Raw genomic sequence first — 17,656 nt, forward strand, 5'->3', positions numbered from 1 at the left:
TTGACCCTTCGTTATCGCTATCGCGACTACCACGATTCGGGCGCGCGGTTCCACCACCAAAGAGTCGTTTCCGCAGCAGTGTTGCCCCATCTCCACAGCAGCGCCGCGCTTGCGGCGACGGCGGACCATCTATAGAGGCGTAGCGACCCCCATTTCGCTCAGGGAACCGCCAATGAACCGCCCGTTGCGCACCGCGATCGTGGTCTCGCTCTTTCTTCCGCTGGTCGCCTGCGGCGGTGGCCGCGAGCGCCCGAAAGCCGATCTCGCCGCCGCGCGCACCACCACGATCGGCGTCAACGCCTATCTGTGGCGCGCCAGCCTCGACACCTTGTCGTTCATGCCGCTGCTGCAGACCGATTCGAACGGCGGCGTCATCGTCACCGATTGGTACGTCAATCCCAACACCCCGGCCGAGCGGATGAAGGTGACGGTATCGATCCTCGACCAGGATCTGCGCGCCGATGCGCTGCGCGTCGCCGCCCTTCGCCAGATCAACCAGGGCGGCACCTGGGTCGACGCGCCGGTCAAGGCGGCGACGACGCAGAAGCTCGAAGACATCATCCTCACCCGCGCCCGCGACCTGCGCCGCGCCGCGATCAGCTAACCAGAGTATCGTCACCTCATGGCCTCTCGCTTCAACGCGCTGAAGGCGGACGCGGCCTGGCAGAAAGTGTGGGACGACAACCGCACCTTTGCCGCGCGCAACGATTCGTCCAAGCCCCATGCCTATGTGCTCGAGATGTTCCCCTATCCGTCGGGGCACATCCATATGGGCCACGTGCGCAACTATACGATGGGCGACGTGCTCGCGCGCTTCAAGCGGATGACCGGGCACGAGGTGCTCCACCCGATGGGGTGGGATGCGTTCGGGATGCCCGCTGAGAATGCGGCGATGGAAAAAGGCGTCCACCCCGGCGGCTGGACGCGTGCCAATATCGCGACGATGAAGGCGCAGTTGAAGCGGCTGGGCTTCGCGCTCGACTGGACGCGCGAACTCGCGACCTGCGATCCCGACTATTACGGCCACGAACAGGCGCTGTTCCTCGATCTCTATGCCTCGGGGCTCGTCTATCGCAAGGAATCGGCGGTCAATTGGGATCCGGTCGACATGACCGTGCTCGCCAACGAGCAGGTGATCGACGGGCGCGGCTGGCGCTCGGGCACGCTGGTCGAGAAGCGCAAGCTGAACCAGTGGTTCCTCAGGATTACCCAGTTCGCCGATGAGCTGCTCGAGGGGCTGAAGGCGCTCGATCACTGGCCCGACAAGGTCAAGCTGATGCAGGAGAACTGGATCGGCCGGAGCCGTGGACTGACCTTCGGGTTCGAGATCGCCGGCGGCGCCGAACGGATCGAGGTGTTCTCGACGCGCCCCGACACGATCTTCGGCGCCAGCTTCGTCGCGGTCGCGGCCGATCACCCGATCGCGCAAGCCCACGCCGCCGACAGCCCCGAGGTCGCGGCGTTCATCGCCCGCTGCAAGCAGGGCGGCACCACCGCGGCCGAGATCGAGACGCAGGAGAAGCTCGGCTTCGATACCGGGCTCAAGGCGATCCACCCGCTCGATCCGGCGATCGAACTGCCGGTCTATATCGCTAATTTCGTGCTGATGGAGTACGGCTCGGGCGCGGTGATGGGCGTGCCCGCGCACGACCAGCGCGACCTCGATTTCGCACGCAAATACGGGCTCGAGGTCCGCCGCGTCGTTGCCGACGGCGACAAGACGGGCGCGGTGTTCGACGGCGATGAGGCCTATAGCGGCCCCGGCGCGCTGGTGAATTCCGGCTTTCTCGACGGGATGCCCGTCGAGGAGGCCAAGCGCGCCGTGATCGCGCGCGCTGAGGACGAAGGCTGGGGCGAGGGCTCGACCGTCTACCGCCTGCGCGACTGGGGGGTGAGCCGCCAGCGCTATTGGGGCACGCCGATCCCGATCGTCCATTGCGCGGCCTGCGGCCCGGTGGCGGTGCCCAAGGATCAGTTGCCCGTGACGCTGCCCGAGGACGTCAGCTTCGATGTGCCCGGCAACCCGCTCGATCGCCATCCGACGTGGAAGCATGTCGCGTGCCCAACGTGCGGTGCGCCCGCGCTGCGCGAGACCGATACGCTCGACACCTTCGTCGATTCGTCGTGGTATTTCATCCGCTTCGCCAGCCAGCCCGACGACAGGCCGTTCGACAAGGCGACCGTCGAGAAGTGGCTGCCCGTCGGCCAGTATATCGGCGGGGTGGAGCACGCGATCCTGCACCTGCTCTACGCGCGCTTCTGGACGCGCGCGCTCAAGCATCTCGGCATGATCGACGTGGACGAGCCGTTCGCGGGCCTGTTCACCCAGGGCATGGTGACGCACGAGACCTACAAATCGGCCGCCGGCGCCTGGCTCAGCCCGACCGAGGTCGAGGACGGAATCGAGACCGCGACCGGCAAGCCGATCACGGTGGGCCGCGTCGAGAAGATGTCCAAATCGAAGAAGAACACCGTCGATCCAGGACCGATCGTCGACCAGTACGGCGCCGACGCGGTGCGCTGGTTCATGCTGTCCGACAGCCCGCCCGAGCGCGACCTGCCGTGGAGCGAATCGGGGATCGAGGGCGCGTGGCGCTTCGTCCAGCGGCTGTGGCGGCTGTTCGACGATGAAAAGTCAGGCGAAGGTGAGGCCAAAGACGCCACGATCGACCGCAAGCTGCACCAGACCATCGCCGGGGTGGCCGAGGATATCGAGGCGCTGTCGTTCAACAAGGCGGTCGCCAAGCTCTACGCGCTGGTCGGCCTGCTCGAAAAGGCGCCGCCTTCGGCCTCACGCGCCGAAGCGACGCGGACGCTGATGCGCCTCGTCGCGCCGATGGTGCCGCACGTCGCCGAGGAGGCATGGGCGGCCGCGGGGCATGAGGGGCTGGTCGCCGACGCCGCCTGGCCGGCGGTCGATCCGGCATTGCTGGTCGAGGACGAGGTGACGATCGCGATCCAGATCAACGGCAAGCTGCGCGACACGCTGACGCTCCCCAAGGGCACCGAGCGCGGCGATATCGAGGCCGCCGCACTCGCGAGCGACAAGATCGCGCGGGCACTCGACGGCAAACCACCGCGCAAGGTGATCGTCGTGCCCGACCGGCTGGTCAACCTCGTCGCATGAGGCGGCTCGCGCCCCTGATGCTGCTGGGGCTGGCGGGCTGCGGGCTGCATCCGCTCTATTCGGGCGGCGCCAGCGGCCCCGTCGCGATGACGCTGGCGCGCGTCGAGGTGGCGCCGATCGCGGGCAAATCAGGCTGGCTCGTCGCCAATGCGCTGCGGGACCGGCTACCCGAACGCGACGGCAGCGCGCCGCTGTATCGGCTTCAGGTCACGCTCGACGACCAGATCACCGGGCTCGGCGTGCGCCGCGACGACAGCGTGACGCGCGAGCGCCGGAGCCTGCGCGCGCGCTATCAACTCGTTGCGCTCGATGGCAGCAAGGTCGTGATCGACGATACCGCGGGATCGGACGCCGGGGTCGATGTCGTCGGTTCTGAATATGCGACGATCGCGGCCGAGAACAGCGCGCTCGAACGGTTGTCGGAAACGGTCGCCGACCAGATCGTGACCCGGATCGCGACCTATGCGCGGGCGCCGCGTCCGGCGCCGTGAAGGCCAACGCCAACCAGATCCGCGCCGCGCTCGACGCCCCCGGCGCCGACATCCGCCTCTATCTGCTCCACGGCCCCGACGAAGCGGGCGCCGCCGAACTCGGCCAGCGGCTCGCGCGCGCGATGGGGCCGGAGGCGGAGCGCGTCGACCTCGACGCCGGCACGCTCAAGAGCGATCCGGGCCGGCTTGCCGATGAAGCCGCCTCGATCTCGCTGTTCGGCGGTGCGCGCCACTTGCGGATCACGGGCGTCGGCGAGGATGCGATCGAGGCGTTCACGCTGCTACTTGCGGCCGAACAGGCGGGCAATCCGGTGGTCGCGATTGCGCCGAACGTCAAATCGAGCGGCAAGATCGTCAAGCTCGCGCTCCAATCCCCGCGCGCGCTGGCGTTCGCTTGCTACGTCCCCGACGGCGCCGATGCCGATCGGATGGTGGCGCAGATCGCGCGCGATCACGGGCTGCGCACCACCGGCGACACCGCGCGGCGGCTGGCGAGCGCGAGCGGGGGCGATCGCGCGATCGTCGCGCGCGAGATCGAGAAGATCGCGCTCTATCTCGACGCGGGGGCCGATCGCCCGGGCGAGATCGACGATGCCGCGCTCGACGCGATCGGCGCCGACCTCGGCGACGCCGAGATGAGCCGCGCGATCGCCGCGGCGGTGGGCGGCGACACGGCCGCGATCGGCCCCGAATTGACGCGGTTGCGCGATGCGGGCGTCTCCCCGATCCCGTTGCTGCGTGGGCTGGTGCGCCGGCTGATGACGATCGCGGCGTTGCGGGCCGAGAGCGACGCGGGCGGCGCGATCGACGCGGTGATGGAGCGCAACCGCGTCTTCTTTCGCGAGAAAGCCGCGACCGCGCGCGCGGTGCGGACCTGGTCGCCCGACCGGATCGCCGTCGCGATCGATCGCATCCGCGCTACCGAGCGTGCGATCATGGCCCCGGCGACAGCGGGCGATATCCTGGCCGAACAGACCTTTCTGGGGGTAGCGCGGCTGGCGGCGAGAAATCGCTAAGAACCTGTTATTTCTTAGCAATTATCCGGGAATGATCGGACCTAGATGGTCTCGCCGCTGAGGCGCTGGCAGATCATGTCGAGCTGGTCGAGCGTCGAGTAGGCGAGCGTCAGCGTGCCGCCCTTGTCGCCGTGGCTGATCTTGACGTTGAGGCCGATCAGATCGCCCAACTGGCGTTCGAGTGCAGCGATATCGGCATTGCGCTCACCGCCGCCGCGCGCAGCCGTTTCCACGCCCGTGCCGCCGGCCTTGACCGCGCGCGCGAGTTTTTCAGTCTCGCGCACCGAGAGATCGCGGTCGATGACTTCGCGCGCGAGGCGTTCGGGATCACGTGCGCCGATCAGCGCGCGCGCCTGCCCCATGCTCAGCCGCCCATAAGCGACGTGCTCGCGCACCGGCTCGGGCAGATCGAGCAGGCGGATCAGATTGGCGATATGGCTGCGCGACTTGTGAACGAGCTTGCCGAGCGCTTCCTGCGTGTGCCCGAACTCGTCGATCAGCTTGCGATACGCCTCCGCCTCTTCGATCGCGTTGAGGTCTTCGCGCTGGATATTTTCGAGCAGCGCGATTTCGAGTGTTTCGGAATCGTCGAAATCTCGAACGATTACAGGTACTTCGTGCAATCTCGCTCGTTGCGCCGCGCGCCAGCGCCGTTCGCCGGCGACGATCTGATAATCATGGCCGTGCGGGCGGACGACGATCGGCTGGATCAGCCCGCGCGCGGCGATCGATCGCGCCAGTTCGTCGAGCGCATCCTCGTCGAAATAGCGGCGCGGCTGTTCGGGATGCGGCGCGAGCGAGGCGACCGGCAGCGTGCGAATGCCCGCCACGCTCGGCACCGCCCCCGGCGTCACCGGCGCTTCGTGCGCGATATCGCCCATCAGCGCGGAAAGCCCACGCCCGAGACCGGGTTTCGGTTTGCGCGCGCCCTCGCTCATGCCGCCTTCGCCGGCTTCGGCAGGCGCCCGATCAACTCGCGCGCGAGCGCCATATACGCCTCCGACCCCGCGCAGCGATGATCGTAGATCAGTGCCGGAACACCGTGGCTCGGCGCTTCAGACAGCCGCACGTTGCGGGGAATAACGGTTTCGAACACGACGCGACCCAGAACGGCACGGACATCGTCCGACACCTGTTCGGTCAACCGGTTGCGGCGATCGTACATCGTCAGCACGACGCCGAGGATCGACAGCCCCGGATTGAAGCGCGAGCGGATGCGCTCGACGGTATTGAGAAGCTGGCTCAACCCTTCCAGCGCGAAAAATTCGCACTGGAGCGGCACCAGTAGCGAATCGGCGGCGACCATCGCGTTGAGGGTCAGCAACCCCAGCGATGGCGGGCAATCGATCAGGATCACGTCCCACGCGCCGTCATGCGCGGCCAGCGCGCGATCGAGCCGATGCGTCCGCGCGTCGTAATCGACCAGCTCGATCTCGGCGCCCGACAGATCCTCTGTCGCCGGAATGACGTCGAGCCGCGGCACGCGCGTCGCGACGGCCGCCTCCTTCAACGACACCTCGTTGATCAGCAGATCGTAGCTCGATTTGGCACGCTCGGCGCGCGGAATCCCGAGGCCTGTCGAGGCATTGCCCTGCGGATCGAGGTCGATCAGCAACACCCGCAACCCGACCGCCGCGAGCGCGGTGCCCAGATTGATCGCGGTCGTCGTCTTGCCGACGCCGCCCTTCTGATTCGCCACTGCGATACACGTCATCGGGGGTATACGCCTCTCGCCACGATGATCAGCGCGTCGGGATCGGTCACGCTGCGTTCCACGTGAAACGAACCATGCCATGCCTTTCGCGCCGATGCCACCTCTTCGCGCGCGCTCCGCCCCTTTGGAAGTACCCAGACGGTATCGCGCCCCGCATTATGGCATGCAGCGGCGAACAGATCGGGAAGCGCGGCGACAGCCCGGGCCGAAATCACGGCGAACCGGCCCGACAGCGCCTGAACCTTCGTGGCCGCGACCGTCACGCGATCGGCGATATCGAGCACGGTTGCCGCGCGCTCGAGAAATGCGGCGCGGCGCTTGCGCGGCTCGCACAGCGTGACCGGGCGATCGCTGAGCAAGGCGACGACCATCCCCGGAAATCCGGCCCCTGCCCCCACATCGAGCCACGGTCCGTCGCGATCGGCCCAGTCGAGCAATTGCGCCGAATCGACGACGTGGCGCTGCCACATCGAGTCGAGCGTCGATGCGGCGATCAGGTTCTGTTCGGTCGATTCGGCGCGCACGAGATCGCAAAAGTGCGCGACCAATGTTTCACGTGAAACACCATATCGATCGCGCACCCACGCCCGGGCATCGTCCTCGATCATGCCGCACGGCGGCGAACGTGAAGCAGAATCGCCGACAGCGCCGCCGGGGTCACACCGCGCAGCCGGCCCGCAGCGCCGAGCGTCGCGGGGCGCGCTGTGCCAAGCCGCTCGACCATCTCGTTCGACAGACCGGCAATCGACCCGTAATCAAGCGCGGGCGGCAGACCAATCGCGTCGCTGGCACGCATCTCGGCGATCTCCGCCTTCTGGCGCTCGAGATAGGGCGCATAGCGCGCATCCTCAATCGCCTCGGCGAGGATATCCGGATCGGCGTCGATCGAGCCATCGGGCATCAGATGATCGAGCGCGACATCGGGAAAACGCAGCCACTCGGCGAGCGAGCGGCGGATGCCGTCCTGCTTGACGGGCGCACCAGCGCGCGCGACCTCGGCGGGGCTCGCCGTGGTTGCGAGGCGTTGGTCGATCGCCTCGCGCTGCTTCACCCGCCGGCGCTGGTGACGCAACCGCGCCGGCCCCACGCAGCCGAGCGCGGCGGCGATCGGCCCGAGGCGGGTTTCGGCGTTATCGACACGCAAGCGGAGCCGGTATTCCGCGCGCGCGGTCAACATCCGATAAGGCTCGGTAACACCCTGAAGCACGAGATCGTCGATCATCACGCCGATATACGAATCAGCGCGATCGAGCGTGAGGGGCGCGAGATCGCATGCGGATGCCGCGGCGTTGATGCCGGCGACGAGCCCCTGCGCTGCCGCCTCCTCATAGCCGGTCGTGCCGTTGATCTGGCCGGCGCAGAACAGGCCGGGCACGGCGGCGACTTCCAATGTCGGCGATAGCGCACGCGGATCGATATGATCATACTCGACCGCATAGCCGGGGACGACGATCCGCGCGCGCTCGAGCCCGGCGATACTTGCGACGAGCGCGGCCTGGATGTCGGCGGGAAGCGATGTCGAAATGCCGTTGGGATAGACCAAGGCGTCGTCGAGCCCTTCAGGTTCGAGGAAAACCTGATGGCCGTCGCGATCGCCGAAGCGGACGATCTTGTCCTCGATCGAGGGGCAATAGCGCGGCCCCAGCGCCTCGATCGCGCCCGAGAACAGCGGCGAGCGATCGAGACCGTTGCGGATGATGGCGTGGGTGCGCGCGTTGGTGCGCGTGATCGCGCACGCAAGCTGCGGCAAGGCGCGCCCGGCGCTCATCGGCGACATCGTCCAGCCCTCGCTGTCCGACGGCTGGCATTCGAGCGCGGCCCAGTCGATCGTGCGCCCGTCGAGGCGCGGCGGCGTGCCCGTCTTGAGCCGGGAAATCGGCAGATCAAGAGCGCGAAGCTGGATTCCGAGCGCAGTGGCCGCGCGATCATTGGTGCGCCCGCCCTCGGCACGTTCCTCGCCGCAAAACAGCCGGCCGCCGAGGAAGGTGCCGGTCGCGAGAATGACGGTCGGCGCACGCAGCCGCGCACCATCGGCGAGCGTCACGCCCGAGACGCATCCGCCGACGAGGTCGAGGCCAATCGCCTCACCCTCGATCACCCGGACATTGGGCTGGGCGGCGACCATCGCCTGGATCGCCCGCGCGAACCGCCGGCGGTCGGCCTGGACGCGCGGCCCCTGGACCGCGGCGCCCTTGCTGCGATTGAGCATCCGGTAATGGATTGCGGCCGCATCCGCCGCGCGGGCGATAAGGCCGTCGAAGGCATCCACCTCGCGGACGAGGTGGCCCTTCCCCAACCCACCGATCGCGGGGTTGCAGGACATCGCCCCGATCGTCGCGGCGTCGAAGGTCAGCAACGCGACGCGGGCGCCACGCCGTGCGGCGGCGCACGCTGCCTCGGTGCCGGCGTGCCCGCCGCCGACGACGATCACGTCAAAGCTCGTCATGGCGCGGCGCTATGCCGGCGCGCGCGCAAAGTCAAAAGCGTTCCACGTGGAACATCTCACTTGCCGATGCAGAAGCGCGAAAAGAGCGCATCGAGCATCGCTTCGGTGCCCGCCGCGCCGGTGATCCGATCGAGCGCGGTGCGCGCGCGCCGAAGATGTTCGGCGACCATCAGCGGATCGGAATCGGTGGTGATCGCGGCAAGCTCGCCATGCGCCTGGCGACACAGATCACGCTGGCGAAGATTGAGCACGGGTTGATCGAGGCGCGGCAAGAGACGGCCCGCGCGCACGGCGAGCGCCCGCCACAGCGCGGCAATCCCCTCGCCCGTCAACGCCGATACCGCCAATCGACCTTCTGGTGCTGCCGATCGACCGGGAAGGTCGGCGCGGGCATAGATCGACACCGCACCGGCCGGGGGCGGCGCGTCGTCGAGCCACAGCACGATATCGGCCGCGCCGATCGCCTCGCGCGCGCGATCGATGCCGATCGCCTCGATCGGATCGTCGCTCGCGTCGCGCAAGCCGGCGGTGTCGGTGAGCAGATAGGCGATGCCGTCTCGCGCCACGGGTATGTCGATTCGATCGCGAGTCGTTCCCGAGATCGGCGATACGATCGCGGCATCGCGTTCCGCCAATGCATTGAGCAAGGTCGATTTTCCGGCATTCGGCGCGCCGGCGAGAACGACCCGGATGCCGTCGCGCAACCGCTCGATCGTCGGCGCATCGAGGAACGCCGCCATCTCGCCGGCGAGCGCGCCGACACCGGCGGTAACGCTCGCGAGATCGACCGCGACATCGTCTTCGTCGGCGAAATCGAGCGCCGCCTCCACTTGGGCGGAGAGTATCACCAGGCGCTGCGTCCATGCGCCGACAGCGCGGCCGATCGCGCCCTCGGCCGAGGCGATCGCCGCGCGCCGCTGGGTTTCGGTCTCGGCCATGAGGAGATCGCCCAGCCCCTCGGCCTGCGCGAGATCGATCCGCCCTGCGGCGAGCGCGCGCCGGGTGAACTCTCCCGGTTCGGCGCGGCGAACGCCAGGGTGGCGGAGGAGCGCCTCTTCGACCGCCGCGACGACGGCGCGGCCGCCGTGACAGTGAAATTCAACAAGATCCTCGCCGGTCGCGGTCGCGGGACCTGCGAACACCAGCACCAGCGCCCGATCGAGCAGCGCGCCATCGTCGCCTCGCAGCGCGCGCAACGCCGCTTCGCGCGGCGCCGGCAGCGGTCCCGCCACCACCGCCGCCACCGCGAAGGCATCGGGGCCGCTCAATCGGATGATGCCGATCGCCGCGGGCGGCGCGCCGCTCGACAGCGCGACGATCGTGTCAGCCGCCGGTGCCGCCATCACGCCCCTCGAACATCCGCCGCCAGAAGGTCATCGCCCCCTCCCCCATCGGCGCCCAGCTCCGCATCATCTGCTCGATCAGTTCGGGATGCGCGGCGGGGTCCATCATGTCGCCCATCGTCGCGACATATTTGTCGTGCAGCGGCGTCAGATCGGGAAGCCCCATCACGCGGCGTGCCTCTTCGGGCGTGCAATCCACCTCTATGTTGATCTTCATTCGTCGTCTCTCCGCTTGAGCGCAGCGCGCCGAGGCTGCATAGCGTCTGCCATGTATGCGCAGGACGAAGCGGTGATCGCAACGCCGATCGGTGCGGTGCGGATCACAGGGGACGATCGCGCGATCACGCGGATTGCGATCGATAGCGCGGGCGCGCCGTCATCGGGGCACGCCCAGGCCGTGCGCGCCGCCGCCGAGCAATTGGCCGCGTGGTTCGCAGGCGCGCTGACCGCGTTCGACCTGCCGCTTGCCCCTGCGGCGACTCCACGCGGGCAGGCGCTGCGCGATGCGATGGTTGCGATTCCGTACAGCGACGCGATGAGCTATGGCGCGCTTGCGCGGGTCGCGGCATCGAGCCCGCGGGCGATCGGGCAGGCGTGCGCGCGCAATCCCTTCCCTATCGTCGTGCCCTGCCACCGCGTGCTGGCTGCCGGAGGCGCGCTGGGCGCCTATTCAGCGGGCGACGGCCCGGCCACCAAACAATGGCTGCTCGACCACGAGCGCCGTATCCGAGGAGCGCAAGGATGACCGAGATGCTGACGATCACGCCGCTGGACGGCAAGGGTGAATTCGCCGCGTATTGCGCGCGTCCCCAAGGCACGGCGCGCGCGGCGATCGTCGTCATCCAGGAGATTTTCGGGGTCAATGCCGGCGTCCGACGCAAGTGCGACCGGCTGGCCGAGGCGGGCTATCTCGCGATCGCGCCCGACCTGTTCTGGCGGCTCGAGCCAGGCGTCGAACTCGATCCCGATATCGCCCCCGAATTTGAACGCGCCCTGGGGCTGATGGGCAAGTTCAACCAGGATGCGGGCGTGCGCGACATCGAGGCGACGATCCGCGCCGCGCGCACGGCGCTGGGCGGCAACGGCAAGGTCGGCGCGGTCGGCTACTGCCTTGGCGGACGGCTCGCCTATATGACCGCCGCACGCACCGATATCGATGCCAGTGTTGGTTATTATGCGGTCGGTATCGATAACCTGTTAGGTGAAAAGAACGCGATCGCCCATCCGTTGATGCTGCACATCGCCGGCGCCGATCACTTCGTCGACGCCGCCACACAGCAGCAGATGCACGCCGGGCTCGATGATCACCCCAAGGTGACGCTGTTCGACTATCCCGGTGAAGATCACGGCTTCGCGACCGAGTTCGGCAAACGCCGATCGGACGCGGCAGCGACGTTGGCTGACCAGCGTACGGCGCAGTTCTTCGCGGACCATCTCGGTTGAACGATCGGCGCGCGCGTCACGCCAATAAGCGGATCAGCCCCAGGTCGCGGTCGAGCAGGCCGCCGTGGATCATCTTGAGCGCGACCCAGACGATCACCGCCAACCCCAGATAGCCGATCCAGCGATAGCGATCGACCACGCGCGCGATCAGGCTTGCCGCGAGCCCCATCACCGCGACCGAGAAAACCAGCCCGAAGACGAGGATCGTGGGATGATCGCGCGCCGCGCCCGCGACTCCCAAAACATTGTCGAGGCTCATGCTCACGTCGGCGAGCGCCACCGCCCACGCCGCCCCCGCGAACGTCTTGGCCCGCGGGGCGATGTCGGATTGCGTCGCGTGCGCGTCGTGCGCGCGCAGCTCGCGCCACATCTTCCACGCCACCCACAGCAGCAGCAGGCCGCCCGCGAACAGCAGGCCGATGACCTGGAGCAATTGCGTCGCCGCCAGCGCGAAGACGATCCGCAGCACGAGCGCCGCGGCAACGCCGACGAACACGACCTTCTTCTGCTGCGCCTTCGGCAACCCCGCCGCGATCGTGCCGACGACCACGGCATTGTCGCCCGCGAGCACGAGATCGATCATCACGACCTCCGCGAGCACCGCAAGCGCAGCCGGGGTGAAGAGCGAGGTCAGATCCATGCGCGGAACAGATGGCCGACACCGATCTCGGGATCAACCCAGCCGTCGAAAATCATCGATCCGGCGACGTAGAGGATCACCGCCAGCCCGATATAGGCGATCCAGTGATAGCGTTCGATGATCCGCGCGATCAGGTTGGCGGCGACTGCCATCAGCGTCACCGACAACGCCAGGCCGAAGAACAGGACGGTGGGATGATCGCGCGCCGCGCCCGCCACCGCGAGCACGTTGTCGAGGCTCATCGACAGATCGGCGATCGCGACCTGGATCGCGGCGCGGGCAAAGCTCTTGGCAGGCTTGCCGCCTTCGATCGCGGGCGTGTCGGGATCGTCGACCGGCGCCGCGACCTTGGGAGGATGAATCTCGCGAAACAGCTTCCAGCCGACCCACAGCAGCAGCAGGCCGCCCGCGAACAGCAGGCCGACGACATGGAGCAACGTCGTTGCGAGAAACGCGAAGCCGACGAGGCAGACCAGCGCGATACCGACCCCGAGCCCGAGCACGCGCTTGCGTTCGCGCGGCGGCAAACCGGCGGCGAGCGTGCCCAGCACGACGATATTGTCGCCCGCGAGCATCAGATCGATCATGATCACCTGCCCCAGCGTCGCCAGCCCCGCACTGGTGAAGACGTCGGCGATGCTGAGAACGGGCATAAAGCGCCCCTAGCAGGGCCGGCCGTCCACGAACAGTTGCGATTGTCCGCTTGACAGGTGTGTTATCCAAACAATACGGATGCCGTCGGAGGTGACCTGTATGTGTAATACACTTGCGCGCGGCGCGGCCTTGCTCATCGCCTCGCTCACGACCGCGGCGGCATGGGCGGCGGACGAGACCCCGACAACGCAAGCCTTCCGCACCTATCTCGACCATTGCCATGCCGCGCATGTCTGCAACGGCGCGTATCTGGCGGCGCGCGGCGGAAAGACGATCTTCGTCGGGGCGGTGGGCGATGCCGGCGATGCCGCGCGGACGCCGCTGACTGCCGACAGCGCGTTCGACATCGGATCGGTATCGAAGGAATTCACCGCCGCGACCGTGTTGCGACTCGTCGACGATCATCGACTCGCGCTGGACGACGCAGTCGCCTCGCACCTGCCGGGATTTCCCTATCCCGACATCACCGTCAGGCAACTTCTGTCGCACAGTTCGGGCATTCCCGAGGTGCTCGATCATTACGGGATGCAACTTGATGCGGGTCGACCAAGCGAACCGATCACCACGCGCGATGCGGTCGCGGTGTTGGCCGAGGAGCACAAGCCGCTGCGGTTCACGCCGGGCACGCGCTTCGAATATTCGAACACCGGCTATATCGTCCTGTCGCTGCTGGTGGAGCAGATGACCGGGCAGCCCTTCGCCGCCTATCTGAAAACGACGCTGTTCGATCCGCTGGGGATGGATCACACCCGGTTGCGCACCCCCACCGACGATGCGATCCCGAACCGCGCTTACGGCTTCCAGGAATCGCCGCTGGGCGATCGTCGCGCCTATGATCAAATTCCCGATTTCTTCGTTCAGGGCGCCGGCGGTGTCTATTCGACCGTCGGCGATCTCGCGCGTTGGCAGCACGCGCTCAATACCGGCCGCGTGATCTCATCCGCGCTCTACGCACAAGCCACCACGCCGGCGACGCTTCCCAACGGCAAGGTATCGCCCGAGGGCCTGGGATTCGGCCTACGTCCCGACACCGCCGGCCATGCCCGGATCCAGCATGGCGGCGACTGGCGCGCGTTCAAGGCCGACCTGTCCTATCTGCCCGACGAGCATCTGACACTGGTACAGCTCACCAACAATGCGCAGGACGACAGCGTGGACGATCATGTCGCCGTGCTCGCCGCGCTGGCGATGGGCCAGCCCGCGCCATCCGTCCAGCCGTCGATCGCCTGGGCTTTGCCCGACCGGCTCGGCAAAGGCGACGCCGCATCGGTCGCGACGTGGTTCGATCGCGAGCTTGCCGCCGCGCCGCGCCGCTATGTGATCGACGACCGCGATCTCAACCAGCTCGGCTACGATCTCCTGCGGCACAAACGCCCGGCGGACGCCGTCACGGTGTTCGATCTCCTCACCCGCGCCTATCCGGGCAAAGCCAACAGCTATGACAGCCTGGCCGACGGCTATGAGGCGCTCGGCAAGCGCGAGGACGCGATCGCCGCGATGCGCAAGGCGGTGTCGCTCGACCCCGCGTCGATCCGGTATCAGCGCCATCTCGCGACGCTGACCGACGGGAAGGACTGACGCTTCTACTGATTCATCGAATCGAAGAAGTCCTCGTTGGTCTTCGAGTCCTTCATCTTGTCGAGCAGGAACTCCATCGCGTCGATCGTGCCCATCTGCATGAGGATGCGGCGCAGCACCCACATCTTGGAGAGCTTGGCCTTGTCGACGAGCAACTCTTCCTTGCGCGTGCCCGACTTGCCGACGTCCAATGCCGGGAAGATGCGCTTGTCGGCCACCTTGCGGTCAAGCACGATTTCCGAGTTACCGGTGCCCTTAAATTCCTCGAAGATCACTTCGTCCATGCGGCTGCCGGTATCGATCAGCGCAGTGGCGATGATCGAGAGCGAGCCGCCTTCCTCGATGTTGCGCGCGGCGCCGAAGAAACGCTTGGGGCGCTGGAGCGCATTGGCGTCGACGCCGCCGGTCAGCACCTTGCCCGACGAGGGCACGACGGTGTTGTAGGCACGGCCCAGGCGAGTGATCGAATCGAGCAGGATCACCACATCCTTCTTGTGTTCGACGAGGCGCTTGGCCTTCTCGATCACCATTTCGGCGACCTGGACGTGGCGGTTGGCGGGCTCGTCGAAGGTCGAGGACACCACCTCGCCCTTCACGCTGCGCTGCATGTCGGTCACTTCCTCAGGCCGCTCGTCGATCAGCAGCACGATCAGGAAGACTTCGGGATGGTTGTCGGTGATCGCCTTGGCGATGTTCTGGAGCATCACCGTCTTGCCGACGCGCGGCGGGGCGACGATCAGCGTGCGCTGGCCCTTGCCCTGCGGGCTGACGATATCGATGACGCGCGCCGACTTGTCCTTGATCGTCGGGTCCTGCGGATCGAGCGTCAGCTTGCTCTCGGGATAGAGCGGCGTCAGATTGTCGAAATTGACGCGGTGGCGGACGACGTCGGGATTGTCGAAATTGATGCTGGTGAGCTTGGTCAGCGCGAAATAGCGCTCGCCGTCCTTGGGGCCGCGGATCTCGCCTTCCACGGTGTCGCCGGTGCGCAGGCCGAATTTGCGGACCTGGTTGGGCGAGATGTAGATATCGTCGGGGCCGGCGAGATAATTCGCCTCGGGGCTGCGCAGGAAACCGAAACCGTCGGGCAGCACCTCGATCGTGCCGAGCCCCATGATCTGGTCGCCGAGATCGGCCTGTTCCTTGAGGATACCGAACAGCAGATCCTGCTTGCGCAGCGTCGAGGCGCCCTCGACCCCCAGCGCTTCGGCCATTTCGACCAGTTCGGCGGGAGTCTTCTTCTTTAGGTCTTTGAGATGCATGGAGAAAGTCCGGCTGCGGGCTTGTGATGAAAGCGCGTCGGTCGACGGAAAGGCGACGAGGCGGAAAAAGGAGGGCCGGCAACGGGCGATCCACCGCGCACCGGATATCCGGCGAATTAAGTGCGGCCTCCCGTCAAGTCAAGCGCGTGCCGCTCAGAACGGCCGCACGACCACCAGGATGACGACGAGGATCACAATCAGCGCCGGGAATTCGTTGGCGATCCGCAACTGACGGTCGGTCAGCCGTGCTTCCCCGCGCGCGAGTTTCTTCGAATAGCCGACCGCCCAGCCGTGATAGCCCGACAGGATGAACACGAGCGCGATCTTGGCGTGAAGCCAGCCAAGCCCCGCCTGCCCGTCGAACAGGCCCAAATTGACAGCGAGCAGCCCCCCCAGCACCCAGACCATCAGGATCGAGGGCGTGACGATCATCTTCCGGAGCTTCGCCTCGCGATCGATCCACAGCGCCTCCTGCGCGGGATCGCCGAGCGCCTGCTGATGATGGATCAGATAGCGCGGCAGCATGAACATGCCCGCCATCCAGAAGATCACGAACACGACGTGCGCGGCCTTTACCCAGAGATAGGCGGTTCCGAGAAAACCGATCATGCTTTCCCCCTCACCCGCGTCAGCAGGCGTTCGACATGCGCGATCGGCGTGAACTGGCCGATGCCGTGGCCCAGATTGAAGACGTGCGGGCGATTGTGGAACGCGGCGAGGATGCGGTCAACGCCCGCATCAAGCGCGGCGCCGCCGGCAAGCAGCGCGAGCGGATCGAGATTGCCCTGCACCGGCAGGTCATCGGGCAGGATTGCATCCGCCCACGCCGGATCGACGGTCTCGTCGATCCCGATCGCATCGACTCCTGTCTCGCGCGCATAGGCCACGAGCTTGCCGCCCGCGCCTTTGGGGAAGCCGATGATCGGCACATCCGGATGGCGCGCCTTCAACCCGCCGACGATCGCCGCGGTCGGCGCGATCACCCAGCGTTCGAACTGATCGGGCGAAAGGCTGCCCGCCCAGCTATCGAACAATTGCACCGCCTCGACGCCCGCTTCGATCTGGCCGCCGAGATAATCGATCGTCATCGCGACGATCGAGTCGATGATCGCGCCGAACTTTTGCGGATCGCCATAGGCAAGCGCCCTCGTCTCGGCCTGATCGCGGCTGCCTTGTCCCGCGACCATATAGGTCGCCACCGTCCAGGGCGATCCGGCAAAACCGAGCAAGGTGGTGGTGGCGGGCAGCGATGCCGCCACGCCGCGCACGGTGGCATAGACCGGATCGAGCCGTTCGGGACGGCACACGAGGCTGTCGAGGACGGTCTCGACCAGCGGCGGGGCCAGTCGCGGCCCCTCGCCTGCCTCGAAGCGCAGATCCTGCCCCAGCGCCCAGGGGACGATCAGGATATCCGAAAACAGGATCGCACCGTCCATCCCGAAGCGGCGGATCGGCTGAAGCGTGATCTCGGTCGCGGCCTCGGGGTCCATCGCAAGGTCGAGGAATCTGCCCTTGGTCTCCCGCAGCGCGCGATATTCGGGCAGATAGCGCCCCGCCTGGCGCATCAGCCAGATCGGCGGTACCGGCTGGCGGATACCCCGCAGCGTTGCGAGCAGCGGCTTGGCTTCAGGCGATCCCGACAGGTTGGGCACTCCCTTCTTCTATCCAAGAAATAAGATTCAAAGAGGATGTTGATGTGGTTGGCGCGTGGATGCCGGGGCTTATGCGGTCGTGCCCGATATGCCAACAGCTTGACCCTGCGAGGCCGCGACCGTCGCGCGATTCGATTCGTTCGTCCCCGTTATCCACAGCCTGTGCAGCGTACGAGCGGCTGTCGACGAGATTGTGGATGATTCGAAGGTTATCCGCCACGTGCCCGTCGCTTGGCGGGCGGGGGATGTTGCGCTAGCGGTTGCGGGCATGTTGTCCACAGATCTGTGCC

General features: G+C 67.0%; 18 protein-coding genes. 7 read left to right on the plus strand and 11 right to left on the minus strand.

Going from position 1 to position 17,656, the window contains the following annotated elements:
• Window positions 1–172 precede the first annotated feature (172 nt).
• The 4 genes from DFR49_RS12935 to holA are packed head-to-tail and all read left to right on the plus strand — an operon-like array spanning window position 173 to window position 4,634.
• Complete coding sequence (locus tag DFR49_RS12935; RefSeq protein ID WP_119036049.1) at window positions 173–604, plus strand: DUF3576 domain-containing protein; 432 nt, start codon at window positions 173–175, stop codon at window positions 602–604.
• Between the two features lie 18 nt (window positions 605–622).
• Window positions 623–3,127: a leucine--tRNA ligase gene (leuS, locus tag DFR49_RS12940; RefSeq protein WP_119036050.1), complete on the plus strand. Its 2,505-nt coding sequence runs from the start codon at window positions 623–625 to the stop codon at window positions 3,125–3,127.
• Window positions 3,124–3,618, plus strand: a complete 495-nt coding sequence (lptE, locus tag DFR49_RS12945) for an LPS assembly lipoprotein LptE (RefSeq protein WP_119036051.1) — start codon at window positions 3,124–3,126, stop codon at window positions 3,616–3,618. Before leuS ends, lptE begins: the two co-directional genes overlap by 4 nt.
• On the plus strand, window positions 3,615–4,634 hold the full coding sequence (gene holA / locus DFR49_RS12950; protein ID WP_119036052.1) for a DNA polymerase III subunit delta: 1,020 nt from the start codon (window positions 3,615–3,617) through the stop codon (window positions 4,632–4,634). The genes lptE and holA overlap by 4 nt, the downstream gene beginning before the upstream one ends.
• 41 nt (window positions 4,635–4,675) lie before the next feature.
• On the opposite strand, the gene DFR49_RS12955 is transcribed toward holA, so the two are convergent.
• The 6 genes from DFR49_RS12955 to DFR49_RS12980 are packed head-to-tail and all read right to left on the minus strand — an operon-like array spanning window position 4,676 to window position 10,354.
• Complete coding sequence (locus DFR49_RS12955) at window positions 4,676–5,572, minus strand: ParB/RepB/Spo0J family partition protein (protein ID WP_119036053.1); 897 nt, start codon at window positions 5,570–5,572, stop codon at window positions 4,676–4,678.
• Window positions 5,569–6,348, minus strand: a complete 780-nt coding sequence (locus DFR49_RS12960) for a ParA family protein (protein ID WP_119036054.1) — start codon at window positions 6,346–6,348, stop codon at window positions 5,569–5,571. The genes DFR49_RS12955 and DFR49_RS12960 overlap by 4 nt, the downstream gene beginning before the upstream one ends.
• Window positions 6,345–6,956 (minus strand): 16S rRNA (guanine(527)-N(7))-methyltransferase RsmG, encoded by a 612-nt coding sequence (locus DFR49_RS12965; RefSeq protein ID WP_119036055.1) that lies wholly within the window; start codon window positions 6,954–6,956, stop codon window positions 6,345–6,347. The genes DFR49_RS12960 and DFR49_RS12965 overlap by 4 nt, the downstream gene beginning before the upstream one ends.
• Window positions 6,953–8,794: a tRNA uridine-5-carboxymethylaminomethyl(34) synthesis enzyme MnmG gene (gene mnmG / locus DFR49_RS12970; RefSeq protein ID WP_119036056.1), complete on the minus strand. Its 1,842-nt coding sequence runs from the start codon at window positions 8,792–8,794 to the stop codon at window positions 6,953–6,955. The genes DFR49_RS12965 and mnmG overlap by 4 nt, the downstream gene beginning before the upstream one ends.
• Before the next feature lie 56 nt (window positions 8,795–8,850).
• Entirely contained in the window at window positions 8,851–10,137 is a 1,287-nt protein-coding gene (gene mnmE / locus DFR49_RS12975) for a tRNA uridine-5-carboxymethylaminomethyl(34) synthesis GTPase MnmE (protein WP_119036057.1), read from the minus strand.
• A complete protein-coding gene (locus DFR49_RS12980) occupies window positions 10,118–10,354 on the minus strand; it encodes a DUF6489 family protein (RefSeq protein WP_119036058.1) in 237 nt (78 codons plus the stop codon). The genes mnmE and DFR49_RS12980 overlap by 20 nt, the downstream gene beginning before the upstream one ends.
• Before the next feature lie 51 nt (window positions 10,355–10,405).
• Here DFR49_RS12980 and DFR49_RS12985 point away from each other — a divergent pair, with 51 nt between their 5' ends.
• Both DFR49_RS12985 and DFR49_RS12990 read left to right on the plus strand, forming a co-directional pair.
• Window positions 10,406–10,882, plus strand: a complete 477-nt coding sequence (locus tag DFR49_RS12985) for a methylated-DNA--[protein]-cysteine S-methyltransferase (protein ID WP_119036059.1) — start codon at window positions 10,406–10,408, stop codon at window positions 10,880–10,882.
• On the plus strand, window positions 10,879–11,580 hold the full coding sequence (locus tag DFR49_RS12990) for a dienelactone hydrolase family protein (RefSeq protein WP_119036060.1): 702 nt from the start codon (window positions 10,879–10,881) through the stop codon (window positions 11,578–11,580). The genes DFR49_RS12985 and DFR49_RS12990 overlap by 4 nt, the downstream gene beginning before the upstream one ends.
• Window positions 11,581–11,596: 16 nt before the next feature.
• Here DFR49_RS12990 and DFR49_RS12995 read toward each other — a convergent pair whose 3' ends face one another.
• Together DFR49_RS12995 and DFR49_RS13000 are read right to left on the minus strand one after the other, a co-directional pair.
• The gene (locus tag DFR49_RS12995) at window positions 11,597–12,220 is read right to left on the minus strand and encodes a YjbE family putative metal transport protein (RefSeq protein ID WP_119036061.1); all 624 of its coding nucleotides are present in this window, start codon (window positions 12,218–12,220) and stop codon (window positions 11,597–11,599) included.
• Entirely contained in the window at window positions 12,211–12,873 is a 663-nt protein-coding gene (locus DFR49_RS13000; RefSeq protein ID WP_119036062.1) for a YjbE family putative metal transport protein, read from the minus strand. Before DFR49_RS13000 ends, DFR49_RS12995 begins: the two co-directional genes overlap by 10 nt.
• A 100-nt stretch (window positions 12,874–12,973) precedes the next feature.
• On the opposite strand from DFR49_RS13000, the gene DFR49_RS13005 reads away from it, so the two are divergent.
• Window positions 12,974–14,452: a serine hydrolase domain-containing protein gene (locus DFR49_RS13005; protein ID WP_170151020.1), complete on the plus strand. Its 1,479-nt coding sequence runs from the start codon at window positions 12,974–12,976 to the stop codon at window positions 14,450–14,452.
• 5 nt (window positions 14,453–14,457) lie between these two features.
• Here DFR49_RS13005 and rho read toward each other — a convergent pair whose 3' ends face one another.
• The 3 genes from rho to hemE all read right to left on the minus strand — a co-directional run bounded on the left by rho (window position 14,458) and on the right by hemE (window position 17,279).
• Window positions 14,458–15,714 carry a transcription termination factor Rho gene (gene rho, locus DFR49_RS13010; RefSeq protein WP_119036064.1) on the minus strand — a complete coding sequence of 419 codons (1,257 nt, stop codon included), beginning with the start codon at window positions 15,712–15,714 and terminating at the stop codon, window positions 14,458–14,460.
• Window positions 15,715–15,867: 153 nt separating this feature from the next.
• Window positions 15,868–16,323, minus strand: a complete 456-nt coding sequence (locus tag DFR49_RS13015; protein ID WP_119036065.1) for a CopD family protein — start codon at window positions 16,321–16,323, stop codon at window positions 15,868–15,870.
• Window positions 16,320–17,279 (minus strand): uroporphyrinogen decarboxylase, encoded by a 960-nt coding sequence (gene hemE / locus DFR49_RS13020; protein ID WP_425454951.1) that lies wholly within the window; start codon window positions 17,277–17,279, stop codon window positions 16,320–16,322. Before hemE ends, DFR49_RS13015 begins: the two co-directional genes overlap by 4 nt.
• Window positions 17,280–17,656 lie beyond the last annotated feature (377 nt).

Source organism: Hephaestia caeni (assembly GCF_003550065.1).
Lineage (GTDB): Bacteria > Pseudomonadota > Alphaproteobacteria > Sphingomonadales > Sphingomonadaceae > Sphingomonas > Sphingomonas caeni_A.